The organism is Salinispora sp. H7-4 (genome assembly GCF_013416675.1).
GTDB lineage: Bacteria > Actinomycetota > Actinomycetes > Mycobacteriales > Micromonosporaceae > Micromonospora > Micromonospora vitiensis.
This window is the reverse complement of sequence record NZ_JABZED010000006.1, coordinates 93395-110018: the sequence shown is the minus strand read 5'-3', so window position 1 is coordinate 110018 and position 16624 is coordinate 93395. Positions and strand designations below refer to the sequence as shown.

Genomic DNA, 16624 nt, shown 5'->3' with positions numbered 1-16624 from the left:
GGGAGCCCATACCGTTCATACCCACTGTGGACGGCGTGTCGGTGGGCGCGCCTGCCCGTCGGCCGGGTCGCCGTGGCAGACTAGGGCACGGTCGCCGCCCCACGGGGTGGTACGCCGGGAGGGTTCGCCTAGTGGCCGATGGCGCTGGTCTTGAAAACCGGTAAGGCAGTGATGTCTTCGTGGGTTCGAATCCCACACCCTCCGCCCACCTGGGCAGCAAAAAACGCCCCCTGACCAGCGCGAACGCTGGCCAGGGTTGCGTATCTGAATGGTGGGTCAGTCCCACTTCGTCCCGTTCGGGGTCTACCCGGGCCGAAAATAGAGCGCTGCTGCGCGGGCTAAGCGCCGTCTCTAGTGTCTGTCGCCAGGGCTCGCAGGTAGATACTCTTCGTGACGGGGCTGGGCGGGACCTTGCGCGTTGAACATCCGCCGGCCCGGTTTGCCGCTGTACCGTCGTTGATGCCGCAAAACAGCTATTGCCCTTCAGCTATCCTCTATGGCGCTCGCCGCCCATCGTTGACTCGTTCAGAGGAATTGTTTCCTGGGGTAGGGGTGGTCTGCCTGAGAGCTTAGACAATGGTTGCTGCCCGTAATCCAATTGAGAACGCACAACGTTAGTGAACTTGAGCTTCGCGTCTTCAAGTTGAACGGCACAGTTGTGCCAGCACTGTCGATCAAGCTTGCCTTGCATGAGGGTCAGGCTGACTTCCCAGAATGCTGCATCAAGGCCATGTGCAGCCTGGACTATTTTCGAATTGCACGTCAGGTTGATCATCGAGATTGCTTGGTTCCAGGGTGCCCAGTCAACCCACTTTGTGGTGTCGGTCTCCGGTTTGCGGTCCGACTGCCGTGCTGCGGACAGGAGTTGAAGGTAGATGCGAGAGTATTCCTTAAGTAGAGATGCGCATGCATCGCCTTGCCCTGTAAGTCTGTAGTGTCTTCTTTGGGAATTGTTCGCGACTCTTCCACCCAAGTAAGTTCCGAGTAGCGTGGCGAATACCGCAAGGCAGCCGGAGGGCAGCCCTGCCCACATCTCAGCTGTCAATTAGCCACTTCCCTCGGTAGTTTCCCGATGCCTGCCCCGAAGTAACGCCGCCCGCCACCGCAGGGTAGCTGGCGCTTGCGACTGGTGCGGAACACCCGACAGGGTTGCCCTTCTGGCTGGCTTCGGGCTAGTTAGCTCAGGAGTGCCAAAACTTTGACTTGCGCAATCTGGCGACGTGCTGCGGTAAGTCCCCGGCATGGGCGGGAAGCCGGCGCTGTTTGGACTGCTTAGACGCTTGGGGCATGACTTGAAAGCCGGTAAGGCAGTGATGTCTGATGTTCGGTCCGCGCCCAGTGCGGGCGGCTCCTGGCCAACGTCGACCAACTCCTGCGCCAGGTCCCGTTGCAGCAGTTCGGGCCGACCGTCTACGTCTGTACAGCCGGGCCGTTCGCAGGTGAAACGGCGCTGGGCGGCCGGTGGTGGCGGGAATTGGCCCGCGACCCGCCGAACCGCCATCCCAGGCTTGACTCTCCCGCCAGGGGAGACTCGAGCATCGGTGCGGAACGGAGGAACCGAGCATGGACGACCTGATCCCAATTGGGCGTTTCTCCCGGATGAGCCGGCTGTCAGTCAAGGCCCTGCGCTTCTACAACGAGCAGGGCCTGCTCGCACCCGCTTGGGTCGACCCGTCCTCGGGCTACCGCTACTACCGGCGGGCCCAGGCCGAGCGGGCCGAGGCGATCCGGATGCTACGCGCAATCGACATGCCGATCGCGGACATCCGTGACCTACTCGCCGACGACGACCCGGAACTGACCGGCAAGCGCCTCGTCGCGCACCGGGAGCGGTTGCGGGCCCGGCTCGCCGAGCAGGAGCAGATGCTGCGCTTCCTCCAAGCACTCATCGATCGAGGAGGACGTGTCATGCCCTACGACGTCATCGTGAAGGAAGCCGCCACCATTCCGGTGGCCAGCCTCACCCTGCACACCAGCCTCAATGCGATCGGTGCCGACCTGGGCCGCGGCTTCGGCACGGTCGTCGACGCCATCGGCAACGCCGGCGCCGAGTCCAACGGGAAGCCGTTCGTCATCTACCACGACGTCATCGACGAACAGACCAACGGCGACATCGAGATCTGTATCCCGGTCCCGGCTGGCACCGTCCTACCCGGCGACCCGGTCCGCTACCGTGAGCTCCCCGGCGGCCCGGTTGCCACCACCGTCCACCGAGGGCCATACCAGGAGATCAGCCCCGCTTACCACGTCGTCACCGGCTGGATCGAGCAGGAGGGTATTCATCCAGCGGGCCCACCGCGCGAGATCTACCTCAACGACCCTCAAACGGTCAGTCCCGCTGAGCTGCTCACCGAAGTACAGTTCCCCATCGACAAGACGCCGCGCTGATCGGGCGGCCAGCCGCTCCCCGCCACCCCGAGACCGGTCGCCGTCGCGTTCCGGCGGCACGGCTACCCCTGGCACGACAGCGATCCGTACGTCGACCTCTTCCGCTCGGCGAGTGCGAGCGGATTCAACGAGGCATTCACGGGTTTTCGTGGCGCTGTATGTGTCTGCTATCTGGGCCAGGTGGAATCAGGCGGTCAGACGAGGCCCCCGGTGAGGAAGTGCAGGGCGAGCCAGGTCACGAACGCCAGCAGCGCGAACCGGCGTAGCCACACCCAGCCCGTGACCTTCCGGGCCGGCTCGCCGGGCTTGCGGCGCTGCGTGCCGAACCACAACCAGACGTGCTCGGACAGGGTGTCACCGTCGCGACTGTTCAGCACGGCCGTCACTTCGACCACGCCGAAGTACAGGAGCCAGACGATCCATGCGGCCGTGTAGTTACTCAGGCCGAATGAGAGCCCGGCGACGGCACCGAGGAGAGCACCGCCCGCGATGAACGGAAGGACGCGACTCACCTCATCACCGCGCAGATAGACCTCCGCATGTGCTCTGCCTCCCCATCTGTCCTGGAGACGACGACGGCGGCCTTGCCGCGCGGGGGCGCATTCGAGACAGTCATCGTCATGGTCGGCGCGGATGTAAACGTAGGCGGATATTCGCGTCTCCTCAAGCCTTGTGTCGTGTTCGGACACCAGCTTTCGCGCCGGCCGTGGTGAAGGGGTTGGTGCGGCAGTCGATGTAGGGAAGGATCAAGCAGTGTACGTCGATGGTTCGAGGTGGAGTCTTTTCGCGGTGGCCTCCTGCCTGCTGATGGCAGCGACTGGTTGCACGGTCGGGGATCCGCTTGAAGCTGGCGCGGCCCCCTCCACATCTCCCGAGCCAAGCGGTGTGCGAGCCCCGCCGCTGCCACCGCTGCCGGAGGGCGGAGAGCGCCTGTCATGCGTCGATTCCGTCGCCACGGAGGCGGATCCGGGCGAGCGGTACCGCATAGTGGCGGAGACGGTCGCGGTGTCGTCCCAGGTCCTGCAACCCAACGAAATCTCCGACTCCCAGGGGCCGACTCGTCTCTTCGCCAAGTGGGGCCTGTACGTGCGGGCCGGGGCGGCCGTGGAGGTGCAGGTGGCACCGGGATGGGAGGACCGCGTCCGCATCGGCTGGGGCGGGGCCGCCACCCCGGTGACTACCGTGCAGGTGGAGGCCTGCCCCGCTACGAGCACGTCGGCCGCATGGTCGGTGTTCACCGGCGGCACCTGGGTGGCGAGTCCGGAGTGCGTGCCGCTGATGATCTGGGCTGAGGGACGACAGGTGGAGGTGCGCCTCGCGGTAGGCGCCGTGTGTGACGAGAGCCCAACCCGGTAGGGGGCTGATTATGGTGGTCATACAGGTAGCCCAGCGGAATTAGGCTGCCCACATGACAGCGCGAGTGGACGTACGGATCGCGGGTGTGATTTTGGTTGATCCGCGGGGTCGGTTGTTGTTGCAGCTTCGGGACGGCAACACCGAGGTAGATCCGCACCGATGGTCCCTACCGGGTGGTCACCTGGATCCGGGCGAGGATTCACTGGCAGCGGCCCATCGGGAGCTCTACGAGGAGACCGGTCTCCAAGTCGATGAGCTGCGCCTGTTCTGGCGGGGACTGGCTCCGGCGGTGGGCTTCCCCGGCGCGGTCGGCGAGTTTTCCATCTTCTACGCGCCGACCAGCGCCACCGATGCGGATGTGGTGTGTGGGGAGGGGGCGGCGATGCGATTCGTTGACCGGGCTGACGTGCTCACCCTTGAGTTCGGGCGGGCTAACGCGGAGATCGTGCCGCGTTTCCTGGGCTCCGCGGAGTACCGACAGTTGGTCCGGGCCGGTTGATCGCTGCTGCTGGCGGTGCCGACCACCGTCCCCGCCTCGCCTCGGCGTCGAAACCTCAATCGGTGAGCTTCCGCGCCGATCGCCGGAACGGCCCCCAGGCGACGAAGCGTTCAAACAGCTCGCGGGGGTTTGGTCCGTCATGGGGGTTGAGGTGGTAGAGGTCGTGCATGGCTTCGTAGCAGAGTCCGGCGAGGTAGATCGACAGGCTTGGGTGCCGGGTGTCGTATTCGGCTTTGAGGAGGAGGCGGGCTTCGGCGCAGGGCCAGGGGTGGCCGCAGGCGCGGCAGGTCCAGGTGGGTCGTAGTGGTGTGTGGGGTGGTTGGTTTCTGGTGCGGTGGCGTGGGTGTTGGGGGTGGGGGCCGAGTCGTGGTGTGGGGAGGTGGTGGGGGTTCACCAGCGGCCTCCGTTGGCGCGCCATTCTTGGGCGGGGGTGAGCCGGCCGACGCGTCCGGGTTGGGGTTCGGCGAGGGTGGGTTGGGTCATCCACGCCGGCAGGTTCGCTGGGCGGTCAGGCCCGCTTTCCCGGTACGGCCCGCTTTCCCGGTACGGCCTGCTGCCCCGGTGTGGTCCGCTTGCCCGGTACGGCGCGTTCATGTCGTGCGGGCGGGGCGGCGCGGTGTTTTTCCGACGCCAACCAAACCAGCGAATTCGCATTCGGACCTCCTTGATGTTGGTGGAGGACCGCCCCCACTGACAGCGCGGGGGGTGGGGGCGGTCCGACAGGCGCCTCCGGCGGGAAAGTCCTCCACCGGCTCACGCCGTCTCAATTCACTCTCTGTGTTAACCACCTGGCGGCGGAAGGGCTTCATGCTGATCCTGGCGAGGGTCTGGCGATCGTGCTCTTTTCCTGGCGAAGCTTGGCGATCTTGCTGGTAGGGCTGGCGAAGTCTGGCGATCTTGCTCGTTTTCTGGCGGCGCTTGGCGATCTTGACGATTCGGCTGGCGACGTTTGGCGATCTAGAAGAATCTCTGGAGGGCCGATGGAATCTGAACGTGCCGCCGATCTCATCCGGGTGCAGCTCCGTCGACAGCGGGCGCTCGCCGGCATGAGTCAGGAGGAGTTCGGGCGTCGAGCGAACTACTCGGCGTCAACCGTGTCGGCGGTGGAGACCGGCACCCGGATGACTGACCTGCCGTACGCGTGTCGGGCGGATGAGATCCTGGAGACCGGCGGCCTCTTCGAGTCGCTGCTGCGGCTGGCGCACCGGGACGAGCAGCCTGCCTGGTTCAAGCCCTGGCTGGAGGCCGAGGCGGTCGCGCGGCAACTCCGCTACTTTCACCCGAACCTGATTCCGGGCCTGCTGCAGACCGAGAACTACGCCCGCACGGTCCTGCGGTTTGACGACACCCGGCCCGAGTTCGAGGTGGAGCAGCAGGTCTCGGCTCGGCTGGAGCGGCAGAAGATCCTGACCCGCGACCGACCGCCGCAGGTCGTGGCGGTCATCAACGAGGGGGCGCTGCGGCTCGGGGACGCCATCATGGCCGAGCAGCTCGCGCATCTGCTTCGGATGGCGGAGCTGCCCTACCTCCACATTCACGTGATTCCCACGGCCGCGGGCCTGCACGTGGGACTCTCGGGTCCCCTCGCCCTGGCAATGATCCCGGATGGAGGCTGGGTCGGCTACCTGGAGAACCAGCTTGCCGGCGACCCTGTCAATGCCGAGGAAGAGATAGTTACCCTTCAGACCAGGTGGGAGTGCGTGCGAGGCGTCGCCCTCCCGCAAGCCTCATCGGTCGCGCTGATCAAAGAAGCGGAGTACCTGCATGAACCTCAGTAACGCTCGCTGGAAGAAGTCCACTCGCAGCGGCACGAGCGGCGGTGAGTGCGTCGAGGTCGCCGGCAACCTTCCCGGCATCGTCGGGGTGCGGGATTCCAAGGACCCGACCGGGCCGGCGCTGGTGTTCGGGCCGGGGGCGTGGCGGGCGTTCGTCGCCCAGCTACCCGGCCGCGACTGACCCACCCCGGCACCAGCGACGCCATCCCGATCCGGGTGTCGACCCGACCTGCGCCCGTCCCCACCTGGCAGATTTCCAGGGGACGGGCGCTTCGTCCTCCTGGGCCCCTCGCTGACCGCGTTGGCGGCCCGGCGGCACTCTCCTGTCACCCGGTGAGCAGGAGCGTCGCCGGGGTGGCGAGCAGGAGGAACGGGCCGAAGGGCAGGTGGCTGGACCAGCGGGCCCGCCCGGTGGCGAGCAGCGCCAGGGCGGTCCCGGCGGCGAGGGTGAAGGCGAGCAGCAGCCCGAGCACCAGGAACGACCAGCCGTGCCAGCCCAGGAGCAGACCCACCCCGACCGCCAGCTTCGCGTCGCCGAGCCCGAAGCCCCGCCGGCCGAGCAGGAGGGTGCTGGTGGCGAAGAGCAGGCCCAGGCCGAGCCCGGCGGCGGTGGCGCGCAGCCAGGGGGCGTAGCCGGTGTCGAGGGTCGCGGCCAGTCCGAGCAGCAGCCAGGTGCCGAGCGTGGCGGGGCCGGTGAGTCGGTCCGGCAGCCGGTGCACCGCGGCGTCGACGAAGGCGAGCGGCACCGCCCAGCCGAGCCACCAGGCCACCGCGACCAGCTCGATCATGGGTCCGCCGGCCAGCAGCAGCGTCAGGCCGGCGGCGAGCGCGGCGACCTCCACCGTGCCGGGTGGGGGGCCGACCCGCGCGCCGCACCCACCGCACCGGGCGCGCGGCCCGATCGCCGGCCCCGGTCGGGTCAGGCTGATCGGGGCGCCGCAGGCGTCGCAGCCGAGCCGGGCCGGCACCCCCACCGGTACGGAGTGCCGTACGGCGGCGAGCCGGAGCACCGGGGTGATCGTGAGCGCGGCCAGCAGTGCGCGGGGCGCGGTACGGCGGGAACCGGTCACCGTCATGTCGAACTCCATCGACTGAATACGGAAAGTAATTGTTGGGTGGCGCTTTGGTCTCGACTGGCCCGACCTGAGGGCTCCACGCCCCACCTCCTCTCATTACTGAGCGTGTTCACCTGAATTGCCCCTGTTGCATCGGCTGTCGTCAGCCTATGCTCGCCCATTGAGTGCAATGCGACCCTGCAATTATTCGATCAAGAAACTGTGGGCGGGGTGGGAGTCATCTTTCTTACAAGTCGGTAACGGTAAATGCGGAAGTCTTGTATGGGGCCCGGCTGGCAGCATCCGGCCGCGCTTTCGCATGTCCGGATTCACCGGGTAGCGACCGCCCGGTGGAGGTCGACGAGGAGGGTCGGGACAGTGCGAGGAAAGCAGCGCAGGGGCGTGTCGGCGTACCTGGTGGTGGGCGCGGTGTTGGCTGTCGTGGCCGGCTGCGGCACCGACCGGGAAGCGCCGGTAGAGGCGGTGGGCGTGGTGGATCAACCTGCCCCGGCGTCGGGGGAAGTGGACGAGCGAAATGCTCGGAGAGCCGCGCTCGCCGCCTATTCCGGATATCTCGCGGTGACCCAGGAAGCGAGTGGCGACAGCGACCCACACCACCCGGAACTCACCGCCTACCTGGCCGACCCGTTGTTGACCCGGGTCCGGTTCACCATCCGCACCGCCAAAGAGCACGGCGCCATCCGCATCGGTACCCTCCGTTCGGACCCCGTCGTGACCGCCGTGGACGTCGTGAGTGTCCCGCCCATCGTCGAGATCCAGGACTGCCTCGACGCGACCGGGTGGCGGCTGGTCTACGCGGAAGACGAGCGGGACGTCCCCGGTAGCGAGAGCACCCGGCACCTGGCCACCGTGACCGTGGCCCGATACCCGGATGGTCGCTGGCTGGTCAACACCGGCGCCGCCCACGAGGACCAGCCGTGCTGACCCGGGCCGCCCGATCGCGCCGCACCCCGCTGCCGGCGCTGATCACCAGCGGGCTGGCAGCGCTGATCACCATCGGCCTGGCCGCTGCCGCCGCACCAGTCGCCGCCGTGCCGCCCGTTGTCGCTAGGCCAGCCGCCGCCGTGCCGGCCGTTGCCGCCGCGTCGGCCGCCGATCCGCCGGATGTGATCTGCCCGCCCTCGCAGACCACCTGCGAGGTCTGGGACGACGAGCCCGGTGACGGCGGTGGCCCGGGAGACGGCGGTCCCGGTGACGGCGGGGGCGGCGGCGGTGCGACCTGCCAGTGGGACGGCCAGGTCATCCCCTGCTACGACGAGGTGCTCGGCTGGTTCCACAACGGTGACGGCTGCTACTACAAGCTGATCGAGCCCCGGCCCGAGGGCACCCCGGAGGGCTTCGACTGGTACGTGCTGACCTGCAACGGGGGCGACCTCGGCTCGCAGCGCACGGAGCTACTCGACGCCCCGCCGCCCGGCTTCGGCACCCCGCCCGACCCGGCGGAACTGGCCCGGGCGGCGCTCGCCTCGATCGACCTGCTCCCGCCGCGGGTGGCCGTCGCCCCCCGCCGACGCATCGGCTCCGGGCTGGTCGGCCTGCCGGTGTGGATGTGGGCCAGCACGGCCGGATCCGGCCAGCCCCGCCACTACTTCGGCCCGCAGCAGGCCTCCGCCAGCGACCGGGGGTTGACCGTGCAGATCGCGGCGGAAGTCACCCGGGTGCGCTGGGACATGGGCAACGGCACCAAGGTGACCTGCTCCGGCGCCGGAACGGCGTACGAGTCGGACAGCCCACTGGCCGGAAAGCGCTCCCCGGACTGCGGCTACCACAGCGGCTACCCGGAGCCCGGCACGTACCAGATTCAGGCGACCACGCACTGGACGGTGAGCTGGAGCGGCGGCGGCGAGAGCGGCAGCTTCGAGGTCACCCGGACCAGCGGCACCGTGACGATCGAGATCGATGAGCTTCAGGTGGTAACCCAGTGAGCCTCGCGACCAGCAACGCGGCGGCGACAGCCGACGCCCCGATCACCCCGCCCAAGGTGCTCCGGCAGCGCCGGATGCGCCCCGGCCTGCTCGGCCTCGCCGTCCTCCTGATCGCCCTCGGCGGGCTCGGTTCGGCCTTCGCCGTCAACGCGGTCCGCGCCACCGGCAGCTACCTGGCGGTGGCCCGACCGGTCGAGGTCGGCCGGGTGGTCAGCGCCGACGACCTGGTGACCGTGCAGGTCGCCGGTGGGGCGGGGCTCTCCCCGGTGCCGGCCGGGCAGCAGGGCGAGGTGGTCGGGAAGCGGGCGAAGGTGTCGCTCGTCCCCGGCACGCTGCTCACCATGGAGCAGCTCACCGACAAGCCGCTGCTCGCCGCCGGCCAGCAGCAGCTCTCGGTGGGCCTGGACCTGGCCCAGGCGCCGGCCCGCCAACTGCACCCCGGTGACAAGGTGTCCCTGGTCAGCACCCCGGCCGGCAACGACGACCGGTCAGTCACCACGGCGACCCGGTTCGAGGCCACCGTGATCGACGCCGAGATCGTCGGAAACGACGACGAGATGGTGGTCTACCTGGCGCTCGCCGTACGGGACGTGCCGGCGGTGGCGGCGCTGGTCGCCCAGGACCGGATCGCCATCGTGCTCACCGAGGCGGCCTGAGCATGGCGATCATCGCGCTGGTCGCCGCGAAGGGCTCGCCCGGGGTCACCACCTCGGCGCTGGCCTGCGCCCTGACCTGGCACCGGCGGCTGGTGCTCGCCGAGTGCGACCCGGCCGGCGGATCCCTGCTCGCCGGCTACCTCGGTGGCACGCTCGACGGGCCCCGGGGCATCGGGGAGCTGGCCGTCGGGGAGCTGCGGGACGGCAACCTGGAGGCGACGTTCTGGTCGCAGCTGGTCGACCTGGACGCTCCGAAACGGGAACGGCTGCTGCTGCCCGGCGTGGTCGACCCCGCCCAGGCCGGCAGCGTCACCCCGCTCTGGCAGCGGTTCGCCGACTTCTTCACCGAACTCGACCACGGCGACCCGCCGTACGACGTCCTCGTCGACTGTGGCCGCCTGCACGTACCCGGCCCGCCCTGGCCGCTCCTGCGCGCCGCCTCGGTGGTGCTGGTGGTCACCCGGGCGCGGCTGCCCGAGGTCTCGGCCACCCGCGCGCTGGTCCGGACCATCCAGCGGGACCTCACCGAGCACCGGGTCGCCCCGGGCACGCTGCGGCTGCTGCTGGTCGGCGACGGGCACGGGAGTGGCGAGATCAGCAAGGCGTTGCAGGTGCCGGTTGTCGCGCGGCTGCCGCACGACCCGCGTACCGCCGAGGTGTTGACCCTCGGTGGGACCGTGCGGATCGGTCGGCCGCTGCTGCGCGCCGCCAGCGAGCTGGAGGTGCCGGTCGGGACGCTGCTGGACCGGCGGCGGGCCCGCCTGGCCTGGCCGGCGGCGGGCCACGAGGGCGCCGGCGCGGTAACGCAGGAGGCGTCGAATGCGATTTGAACCCGTCTCCGCCGACCCCCGGCGGCACCCCCCGACCGCCGCCCCGGCCGCCACCTCGACCGCGCCACCGCTGGCCCCGCCGAACGGCGGGCAGCCAGGGCCCGCCGCTGCCCGGCCGGAGCCGCCGCCCCGCCCCCGGGTCGACTTCCAGGTCGTCCGGGAACTGCGCCGAGAGCTCAGCGAACGGCTCACCCACTGGCAGCGTGGCCGGGAGTTCGACCCCGACGCCGAGGACACCGAGCGCGCCCGGCTGGCGGTCGCGGTCGTCTCCGCGTACGCCGACGCGGTCCGCCGGGCCGGCACCCCGCTCACCGCCGACGAGGAACGGATCCTGCTCGACCAGGTGACCGCCGAGCTGGCCGGGCTCGGCCGGCTCCAGACCCTGCTGGTGGACGAGAGCATCGAAGAGGTGCACATCCTCGGCTGCGACCAGGTGCGCGTCACCCGGCGCGGCGGCGGGGTCGACTGGATCGATCCGATCGCCGACAGCGACGAGGAGTTGGTGGAGATCCTGCAGGCGGCGGCCCGGCGGGCGGGCGCCACCGAACGCTCGCTCTCCACCTCCAAGCCCACCCTCGACCTGCAACTGCCCGACGGCAGCCGGCTCGCCGCGGTGTTCCTGGTCAGCCACCGTCCCTACGCGGTGATCCGCAAGCACCACACGCTCGATGTGGGGCTGGACGACCTCGCCGGCGGCCGGAACGACCTGGACGAGATGCTCGACCCGCTGCTGCGCGACTTCCTCCGCGCCGCCCTGCGCGCCGGCCTGAACATCATGGTCGCCGGCCTGGCCGGGGCGGGTAAGACGACCGTCATCCGGGCCCTGATGAACGAGATCCCGGCCGATGAGCCGTACGTGCTGCTGGAGGAGAGCCGGGAGCTGCTACCGGCCCGCCGCGGCGACCGACACCGCGCGGTGATGAGCTTCGAGGCCCGCGAGGGGCACGGCGAACGCGGGCCGGACGGCCGCCCCGCCGGTGAGGTCAGCATCGCCGACCTCATCCCGGTGTCGCTGCGGATGGGCGTCCTGCGGATCATCGTCGGCGAGGTCCGCTCCCGGGAGATCGTGCCGATGCTCCAGGCGATGACCACCAGCCGCGGCTCGATGTGCACGATCCACGCCCGCACCCCGGCCGGCGTCGGCGACCGGATCATCGAGCTGGCCCTGGCGCACGGCCGGGAGATGACCGTGGACCAGGCCCGCCGGATGGCCGGCAACGCCCTCGACCTGATCGTCTACGTCACCATTGAGGACGAGACCGCGATCGGCGGCCGCAAGCACCGCTTCGTCTCCCACATCGAGGAGGTGATCGGCGTCGGCGACAGCGACCGGATCACCACCACCACGGTCTTCGGGCCCGGCCCGGACGGGCGGGCGGTGCCCCGGCACCTACCGGAGCGGATCCGCACGCAGCTCCTGCGGGTCGGCTACGACACCCGACTGCTGAGCCGGTGGATCGAGGCGGGTAGCGGCGCCTGGCGACGCCCCCGGCAGACGCGGCTGGCCCAACGATGAACGCCGCCGTCGACATCGAACTCGTCGCGGTGCTCTCCGGCTCCGCCTGCGTGGCCGGGCTGCTGCTGGCCGTCGTCGCGATCGTCGGCACCCGCCGCCCACCCGGGCCGGGCCCCGGAGCCCGGCGCGGGCTCAGCCGGTTTGGCCTCGGCACCACCGCGCGGGAACGCCGCCTCCACCGGCTGCTTTTGGTCAGCGCGGTGTTCGCCGGCGCGCTGGGCTTCCTGCTGACCGGGCTCCCGGTGGTCGGCCTGCTGGTCGCCGTCGCAGTCCCCGGCACGCCCTGGCTCTTCTCGGTGGGCCGGGCCGAGCAACAGGCCATCGCCCGAATCGAGGCGGTCGGTGAGTGGACCCGACGACTCAAGGACATCTCGGCCACCGGGCAGGGCCTGCAGGCCGCGATCACCGGCACCGTCGCCACCGCGCCGGAGGAGATCCAGGAAGAGGTACGGCTGCTCGCCGCCCGCCTCCAGGCCGGCTGGCTGGCCCGGCCCGCCCTGCTGGCCTTCGCCGACGAGATCGCCGACCCGGTCTGCGACCAGGTGGTGGCGGCGCTGATTCTGCACCTGACCGATCGGGGGGAGCGCCTCGGCGACGTACTCGGCGCGATCGCCGCAGCCGCCAGCGCCGAGGTCGCCACCCGGCGGGAGATCGAGGCCAAACGTACCCAGCCCCGGTTCGCGGTCCGCTTCCTCACCGGCATGACCCTGGCGGTGCTCGCGTACGGGCTGCTGAACACCGACTACATCCGCCCGTACGGCACCCCGACCGGGCAGCTCGTGATGGCGGTACTCGGGGTGTCCTTCATCGTGCTGCTGGCCTGGGTCCGCGCGATGAGTCAGCCGCAGCGGCCGGCCCGTTTCCTGCCGGCGCCCGAGCCGCAGGAGGTGCTGACGTGACGGACTGGCTGTTGACCATCGCGGTGACCGCCGGGGCGCTGGTCGGGCTCGGGGTTTTCCTGGTGGTCCAGGAGCTCCTTCCGGCGACCCCGGCGCTCGGCCCCGCGTTGCGGCGGCTGCACCAGCCGCCGGGAACGGCCCACCCGGCCGGGGTCGCCGGCCAGCGGCTGGAGTGGCTGACCGGGCTCACCCGGTGGCTGCGTCCCCCGCACCAACAGCTCGCCCTGCTCGGCCGTACCCCCGAGCAGTACGCCCTGTCGCTGCTGCTCTCCGCGTTGATCGGACTCGCCTCGCCGACTCTGCTCGGCGTCACCTTCGCCGCCACCGGCGTCGCGCTGCCGGTGGCCGTACCGGTGCTGGGCAGTCTCGGCCTGGCGTTGATCTGCGCGTGGCTCGCGCACCGCGCGGTGTTGACCAAGGCGGAGGCGGCCCGCGGCGAGTTCCGGGCCGCCGTCTGCACCTACCTGGATCTGGTGGCGTTGCAGCTCTCCGCCGCGCACGGGCCGGTGCAGTCGCTGGAGCGGGCGGCGGAGGTCTGCGACGGTTGGGTCTTCGACCGGATCCGGGAGTCGCTGCGCCTCGCCCAGCTCCAGATGCACTCGCCCTGGGACGAACTGCGGGACCTCGCCGACCGGATCGGCATTCCCGAGCTCGGTGACGTGGGCGCGATCATGCGTTCCTCGGGCAGCGAGGGCGCGCAGGTGCACGAGACCCTGCGCAGCCGGGCCGACTCACTGCGCGACCAGATCCGCACCGACAACCTGGCGCGGGCGGAGGGGGTGACCGGCCGACTGGACATCCCGGGTGCCCTGCTCGTCTTCGTACTGCTTGGTTTCGCCACCTACCCGTTCCTCGCCCGTCTCTGACGACCGTCCGACAAGGAGCCCGCCATGTCCTTCCTCGTTCACCTACAGGTCGCGCTGGCCGCGCGCCTGGCCGAGCTGCGCTCCGACCGCGAGCGGGGGGACAGCCCCGTCCCCACCGCCGTGATCATCTTCGGTCTGGTGGCCGCCGCGATCACCGTCACGGCGCTCGTCGCCACCCGGGCGGAGGACTGGATGAACGCCATTCCGACCGCACCCTGATCCGATGCACGTGCGACGGGCCTGCCTCGCCCTGCGCCGACGGCTCGGCGGTACGGACCGGGGCGCCAACCCGGTGGAGCTGGCGGTGGTGATGCCGGTGATCTTCGTGCTGCTCTTCGGCGCGATTCAGGTGGCCGCCGTCTTCATCGCCCGATCCACGGCGATGCACGCGGCCCAGAGCGGGGTCAACGCGCAGCGGGTGCTCAACGCCCCGCCGGACGCGGGCGCGGACCGGGCGCGACGCTTCCTCGCCGCGGCCGGCGGCTGGCTGGTCGACTGGGACTCCCCGGGGCCGAGTTGCCAGACCGACGCGACCGACGTGACCTGCACCGTCCGCGGCCGTTCGCTCTCCGTCGTACCCGGCGTCGACTTCCCGATCAGCGAGAGCGCACACGGGACGGTGGAACGGTGGACGGAGCCATGACCCGCGACCGTGGCCGACGCCGCGACCCGCAACGCGACCGTGGCCGACGCGGCGGCCCGCAGCGCGACCGCGGGTCGGTCTCCGTCGAGGCGGCGATCCTCGCGCCGGCCTTCATCGGGCTGATGGTCCTCGCCGGAGTCGCCGGGCGTACCGCGGTCGCGGCCGAGGCCGTCGAGGCGGCGGCGCACGACGCCGCCCGCGCCGCCTCCATCTCCCGCGACGCGGACGCCGCCGCCGAGCGGGCCCGGGAGGCGGCCGTCCGGCAGCTCGACTGGCGCGGTCTGAACTGCACGAGTACGCCGACGGTCGACCTCAGTGGCACCGTCAACGGGCAGGCGACCAGCTTCGCCGCCGCGTTCCGGAGCCCGATCGGCCAGCAGGCGTCGGTGACCGTTCGCCTCTCCTGCACCGTCGACCTGTCCGACCTGCGGCTGGACACCATTCCCGGGGTGCCGGACAGCCGCCGGGTGTCCGCCAGCTTCACCTCACCACTGGACCGTTACCGGAGCAGAGGATGACCGCCGTGCCGACCCGCCGCACCGCCTCGGGCCGCACCGGGTTGGGTCGCACCGGCCTGGGCCGCAGCGCCTCGGGCCGGGACGACTCGGGCCGGGTCAGCATCTTCCTGGCCATCGCCGCCCTGGGCATTCTCACCGTGGTGGCGCTCGCCTTCGACGGGGCCGGGCAGCTACGCGCGCTGCAGCGAGCCGACAACCTCGCCAGCGAAGCCGCCCGCGCCGGGGGGCAGTCGATCGACCTGGCCACCGCGATCGAGGGAGGGCCGAAGCGGATCGACGAGCCGCAGGCACGGCGGTCGGTGGCCGGGTATCTCGCCGCCGCCGGTGCCAGCGCACACACCGTCAGCTTCCCCATGGTTGACGGGGAGACCGTGGTTCGGGTCCAGGTCACCGTCACCTATGAGAGGTCGCTGCTCGGCCTCGTCGGCTTCGACGACACCGTCAACGTCACCGGGGAGGCGACCGCTCGGGCGCTGACCGGTGGACTGTAGGAAGGAAGGCCGCCATGTCCACATCGGCTCGTCTCCTTGGCCGGGTGCTCACCGGGTTCGGTGCCCTCGCCCTGCTCGGTGTGCTGCTGGTCGGCGCCCCGGTGGCGCTGCTCGCGTTCGCCGGTAATCCCCTGCCGTCGCAGGTGCCGACCCTCGGTGAGATCGGCACGGTGTTGACCAGTCGCGACGACGGCCAGCTCTTCATCCGGGTGCTGGCGGTGGCCGGCTGGGTGGGCTGGGCCACCTTCGCCCTCTCGGTGCTGGTCGAGTTGGGCGCCCTCGCCGTCCGTCGCCCCGCCCCCCGGTTGCCGGGGATGGGCCGGCAACAGCGGGCCGCCGCCGCGCTGGTCGGCTCAGTAGCATTGATCTTGGCGGCGAGTCCGGTGGCGGCCAGCGCGGCGGCGGTGGCGGCGGGCCCGCCAGCATCCACGGCGGCGGTGGCGGGCCCGCCATTATTCACTGCCTCAACCGTCGCACCGACTGCCGCATCCACTGCCTCAACCACAGCGCCAGCAGACGTGCCGGAGCGGGCACCGGTCTATCGGGTGGCCAGGGGCGACCACCTCGGATCGATCGCCGCCCGGTACCTGGACGGCTTCGAGGACTACCGGAGCCTGGCCACGCTGAACCGGCTGGCCGATCCGGACCGGATCCACCCGGGTCAGCTCCTGCGGCTGCCCGCCGAGGCACACGACCGTGGCCCCGGCCCCCACGCCACCGGACGGCTGGTCGCCCGACCGACCCCACCCCGGTCACCCGCGCCGGCACCGGCGTCGGCTGAGCAGTCAACGCCGCCGTCACCTGCGGAGTCGGCTGGTGCGGACTTGGCTGGTGCGGACTCGGCGGTTTCGGGGATGGCGGTTTCGGACGCGTCCTCGACGGATACGGCAGCTTCGGACCAGGTCGCTTCGGACCAGGTCGCTTCGGACCCGGCGGCGGAGGTGCCGGTCGTGGCCGTGGGCGCGGCCGGTCCCGGCGATCCGAACCGGGTGAACCGGCCGCTCGCCGTCTCGGCGGTCCTCGCCGTGTCGAGTATCGTCGGCGCGCAGATCGGCGCGGCGCTCGGCCTGCGCCGACGCCCGGCGACCGCACGTACCGGGACCGACCGGCGCCCGCTGCCGGGTCAACGGCGGTGGGAACTGCCGGCTGGCCGGCACCGGCGAGACTGACCCCGGCCTACGACTGT

Annotated in this window: 20 protein-coding genes and 1 tRNA gene; 18 read left to right on the top strand and 3 right to left on the bottom strand. The window is 70.7% G+C overall.

The features are described from left to right. The first annotated feature begins 117 nt into the window (after positions 1–117). Together H0524_RS06825 and H0524_RS06820 are read left to right on the top strand one after the other, a co-directional pair. A tRNA-Ser gene (locus H0524_RS06825) sits at positions 118–204 on the top strand. Between the two features lie 1359 nt (positions 205–1563). Beyond that, positions 1564–2388: a MerR family transcriptional regulator gene (locus H0524_RS06820; protein ID WP_180197890.1), complete on the top strand. Its 825-nt coding sequence runs from the start codon at positions 1564–1566 to the stop codon at positions 2386–2388. A gap of 194 nt (positions 2389–2582) precedes the next feature. Here H0524_RS06820 and H0524_RS06815 read toward each other — a convergent pair whose 3' ends face one another. After that, a complete protein-coding gene (locus H0524_RS06815; RefSeq protein WP_026184787.1) occupies positions 2583–2900 on the bottom strand; it encodes a hypothetical protein in 318 nt (105 codons plus the stop codon). Between the two features lie 475 nt (positions 2901–3375). On the opposite strand from H0524_RS06815, the gene H0524_RS06810 reads away from it, so the two are divergent. Further along, positions 3376–3744: a hypothetical protein gene (locus tag H0524_RS06810; RefSeq protein ID WP_180197812.1), complete on the top strand. Its 369-nt coding sequence runs from the start codon at positions 3376–3378 to the stop codon at positions 3742–3744. A gap of 52 nt (positions 3745–3796) precedes the next feature. Beyond that, entirely contained in the window at positions 3797–4243 is a 447-nt protein-coding gene (locus tag H0524_RS06805; RefSeq protein ID WP_180197889.1) for an NUDIX domain-containing protein, read from the top strand. A 55-nt stretch (positions 4244–4298) separates the two neighbouring features. On the opposite strand, the gene H0524_RS06800 is transcribed toward H0524_RS06805, so the two are convergent. Further along, positions 4299–4637: a hypothetical protein gene (locus tag H0524_RS06800; RefSeq protein ID WP_180197888.1), complete on the bottom strand. Its 339-nt coding sequence runs from the start codon at positions 4635–4637 to the stop codon at positions 4299–4301. Positions 4638–5223: 586 nt separating this feature from the next. On the opposite strand from H0524_RS06800, the gene H0524_RS06795 reads away from it, so the two are divergent. Together H0524_RS06795 and H0524_RS06790 are read left to right on the top strand one after the other, a co-directional pair. Beyond that, positions 5224–6021, top strand: a complete 798-nt coding sequence (locus H0524_RS06795) for a helix-turn-helix transcriptional regulator (protein WP_180197887.1) — start codon at positions 5224–5226, stop codon at positions 6019–6021. After that, on the top strand, positions 6008–6199 hold the full coding sequence (locus H0524_RS06790; RefSeq protein WP_018222014.1) for a DUF397 domain-containing protein: 192 nt from the start codon (positions 6008–6010) through the stop codon (positions 6197–6199). The genes H0524_RS06795 and H0524_RS06790 overlap by 14 nt, the downstream gene beginning before the upstream one ends. 145 nt (positions 6200–6344) lie before the next feature. Here H0524_RS06790 and H0524_RS06785 read toward each other — a convergent pair whose 3' ends face one another. Further along, positions 6345–7106, bottom strand: a complete 762-nt coding sequence (locus H0524_RS06785) for an A24 family peptidase (RefSeq protein ID WP_180197886.1) — start codon at positions 7104–7106, stop codon at positions 6345–6347. Between the two features lie 369 nt (positions 7107–7475). On the opposite strand from H0524_RS06785, the gene H0524_RS06780 reads away from it, so the two are divergent. The 12 genes from H0524_RS06780 to H0524_RS06725 are packed head-to-tail and all read left to right on the top strand — an operon-like array spanning position 7476 to position 16607. Further along, positions 7476–8018, top strand: a complete 543-nt coding sequence (locus tag H0524_RS06780) for a hypothetical protein (RefSeq protein ID WP_180198056.1) — start codon at positions 7476–7478, stop codon at positions 8016–8018. Then, positions 8012–9019 (top strand): hypothetical protein, encoded by a 1008-nt coding sequence (locus H0524_RS06775; protein WP_180197885.1) that lies wholly within the window; start codon positions 8012–8014, stop codon positions 9017–9019. The genes H0524_RS06780 and H0524_RS06775 overlap by 7 nt, the downstream gene beginning before the upstream one ends. Next, positions 9016–9675: an SAF domain-containing protein gene (locus H0524_RS06770; RefSeq protein ID WP_180197884.1), complete on the top strand. Its 660-nt coding sequence runs from the start codon at positions 9016–9018 to the stop codon at positions 9673–9675. The genes H0524_RS06775 and H0524_RS06770 overlap by 4 nt, the downstream gene beginning before the upstream one ends. A gap of 2 nt (positions 9676–9677) precedes the next feature. After that, positions 9678–10505, top strand: a complete 828-nt coding sequence (locus tag H0524_RS06765; RefSeq protein WP_180197883.1) for a ParA family protein — start codon at positions 9678–9680, stop codon at positions 10503–10505. Then, positions 10495–12021 (top strand): CpaF family protein, encoded by a 1527-nt coding sequence (locus H0524_RS06760; RefSeq protein ID WP_018728762.1) that lies wholly within the window; start codon positions 10495–10497, stop codon positions 12019–12021. Before H0524_RS06765 ends, H0524_RS06760 begins: the two co-directional genes overlap by 11 nt. After that, on the top strand, positions 12018–12920 hold the full coding sequence (locus H0524_RS06755; RefSeq protein WP_180197882.1) for a type II secretion system F family protein: 903 nt from the start codon (positions 12018–12020) through the stop codon (positions 12918–12920). Before H0524_RS06760 ends, H0524_RS06755 begins: the two co-directional genes overlap by 4 nt. After that, positions 12917–13786 (top strand): type II secretion system F family protein, encoded by an 870-nt coding sequence (locus H0524_RS06750; RefSeq protein ID WP_180197881.1) that lies wholly within the window; start codon positions 12917–12919, stop codon positions 13784–13786. Before H0524_RS06755 ends, H0524_RS06750 begins: the two co-directional genes overlap by 4 nt. Before the next feature lie 24 nt (positions 13787–13810). Further along, positions 13811–14005: a hypothetical protein gene (locus H0524_RS06745; RefSeq protein WP_180197880.1), complete on the top strand. Its 195-nt coding sequence runs from the start codon at positions 13811–13813 to the stop codon at positions 14003–14005. A 4-nt stretch (positions 14006–14009) separates the two neighbouring features. Further along, positions 14010–14429 carry a TadE/TadG family type IV pilus assembly protein gene (locus H0524_RS06740; RefSeq protein ID WP_180197879.1) on the top strand — a complete coding sequence of 140 codons (420 nt, stop codon included), beginning with the start codon at positions 14010–14012 and terminating at the stop codon, positions 14427–14429. Continuing rightward, the gene (locus H0524_RS06735) at positions 14414–14947 is read left to right on the top strand and encodes a TadE/TadG family type IV pilus assembly protein (protein WP_180197878.1); all 534 of its coding nucleotides are present in this window, start codon (positions 14414–14416) and stop codon (positions 14945–14947) included. Before H0524_RS06740 ends, H0524_RS06735 begins: the two co-directional genes overlap by 16 nt. Next, a complete protein-coding gene (locus H0524_RS06730) occupies positions 14944–15438 on the top strand; it encodes a pilus assembly protein TadG-related protein (RefSeq protein ID WP_255435821.1) in 495 nt (164 codons plus the stop codon). The genes H0524_RS06735 and H0524_RS06730 overlap by 4 nt, the downstream gene beginning before the upstream one ends. Before the next feature lie 14 nt (positions 15439–15452). Continuing rightward, entirely contained in the window at positions 15453–16607 is a 1155-nt protein-coding gene (locus H0524_RS06725) for a LysM domain-containing protein (protein WP_180197877.1), read from the top strand. The last annotated feature ends 17 nt before the right edge of the window (positions 16608–16624 follow it).

Excerpts from the sequence above, each read along its gene's own strand:
- H0524_RS06740 (WP_180197879.1), top strand. The coding sequence starts at position 14,010 with ATGCACGTGCGACGGGCCTGCCTCGCCCTGCGCCGACGGCTCGGCGGT.
- H0524_RS06725 (WP_180197877.1), top strand. The coding sequence starts at position 15,453 with ATGTCCACATCGGCTCGTCTCCTTGGCCGGGTGCTCACCGGGTTCGGT.
- H0524_RS06795 (WP_180197887.1), top strand. The coding sequence starts at position 5,224 with ATGGAATCTGAACGTGCCGCCGATCTCATCCGGGTGCAGCTCCGTCGA.
- H0524_RS06785 (WP_180197886.1), bottom strand. The coding sequence starts at position 7,106 with ATGGAGTTCGACATGACGGTGACCGGTTCCCGCCGTACCGCGCCCCGC.
- H0524_RS06730 (WP_255435821.1), top strand. The coding sequence starts at position 14,944 with ATGACCGCCGTGCCGACCCGCCGCACCGCCTCGGGCCGCACCGGGTTG.
- H0524_RS06745 (WP_180197880.1), top strand. The coding sequence starts at position 13,811 with ATGTCCTTCCTCGTTCACCTACAGGTCGCGCTGGCCGCGCGCCTGGCC.
- H0524_RS06760 (WP_018728762.1), top strand. The coding sequence starts at position 10,495 with ATGCGATTTGAACCCGTCTCCGCCGACCCCCGGCGGCACCCCCCGACC.
- H0524_RS06765 (WP_180197883.1), top strand. The coding sequence starts at position 9,678 with ATGGCGATCATCGCGCTGGTCGCCGCGAAGGGCTCGCCCGGGGTCACC.
- H0524_RS06820 (WP_180197890.1), top strand. The coding sequence starts at position 1,564 with ATGGACGACCTGATCCCAATTGGGCGTTTCTCCCGGATGAGCCGGCTG.
- H0524_RS06755 (WP_180197882.1), top strand. The coding sequence starts at position 12,018 with ATGAACGCCGCCGTCGACATCGAACTCGTCGCGGTGCTCTCCGGCTCC.
- H0524_RS06805 (WP_180197889.1), top strand. The coding sequence starts at position 3,797 with ATGACAGCGCGAGTGGACGTACGGATCGCGGGTGTGATTTTGGTTGAT.
- H0524_RS06790 (WP_018222014.1), top strand. The coding sequence starts at position 6,008 with ATGAACCTCAGTAACGCTCGCTGGAAGAAGTCCACTCGCAGCGGCACG.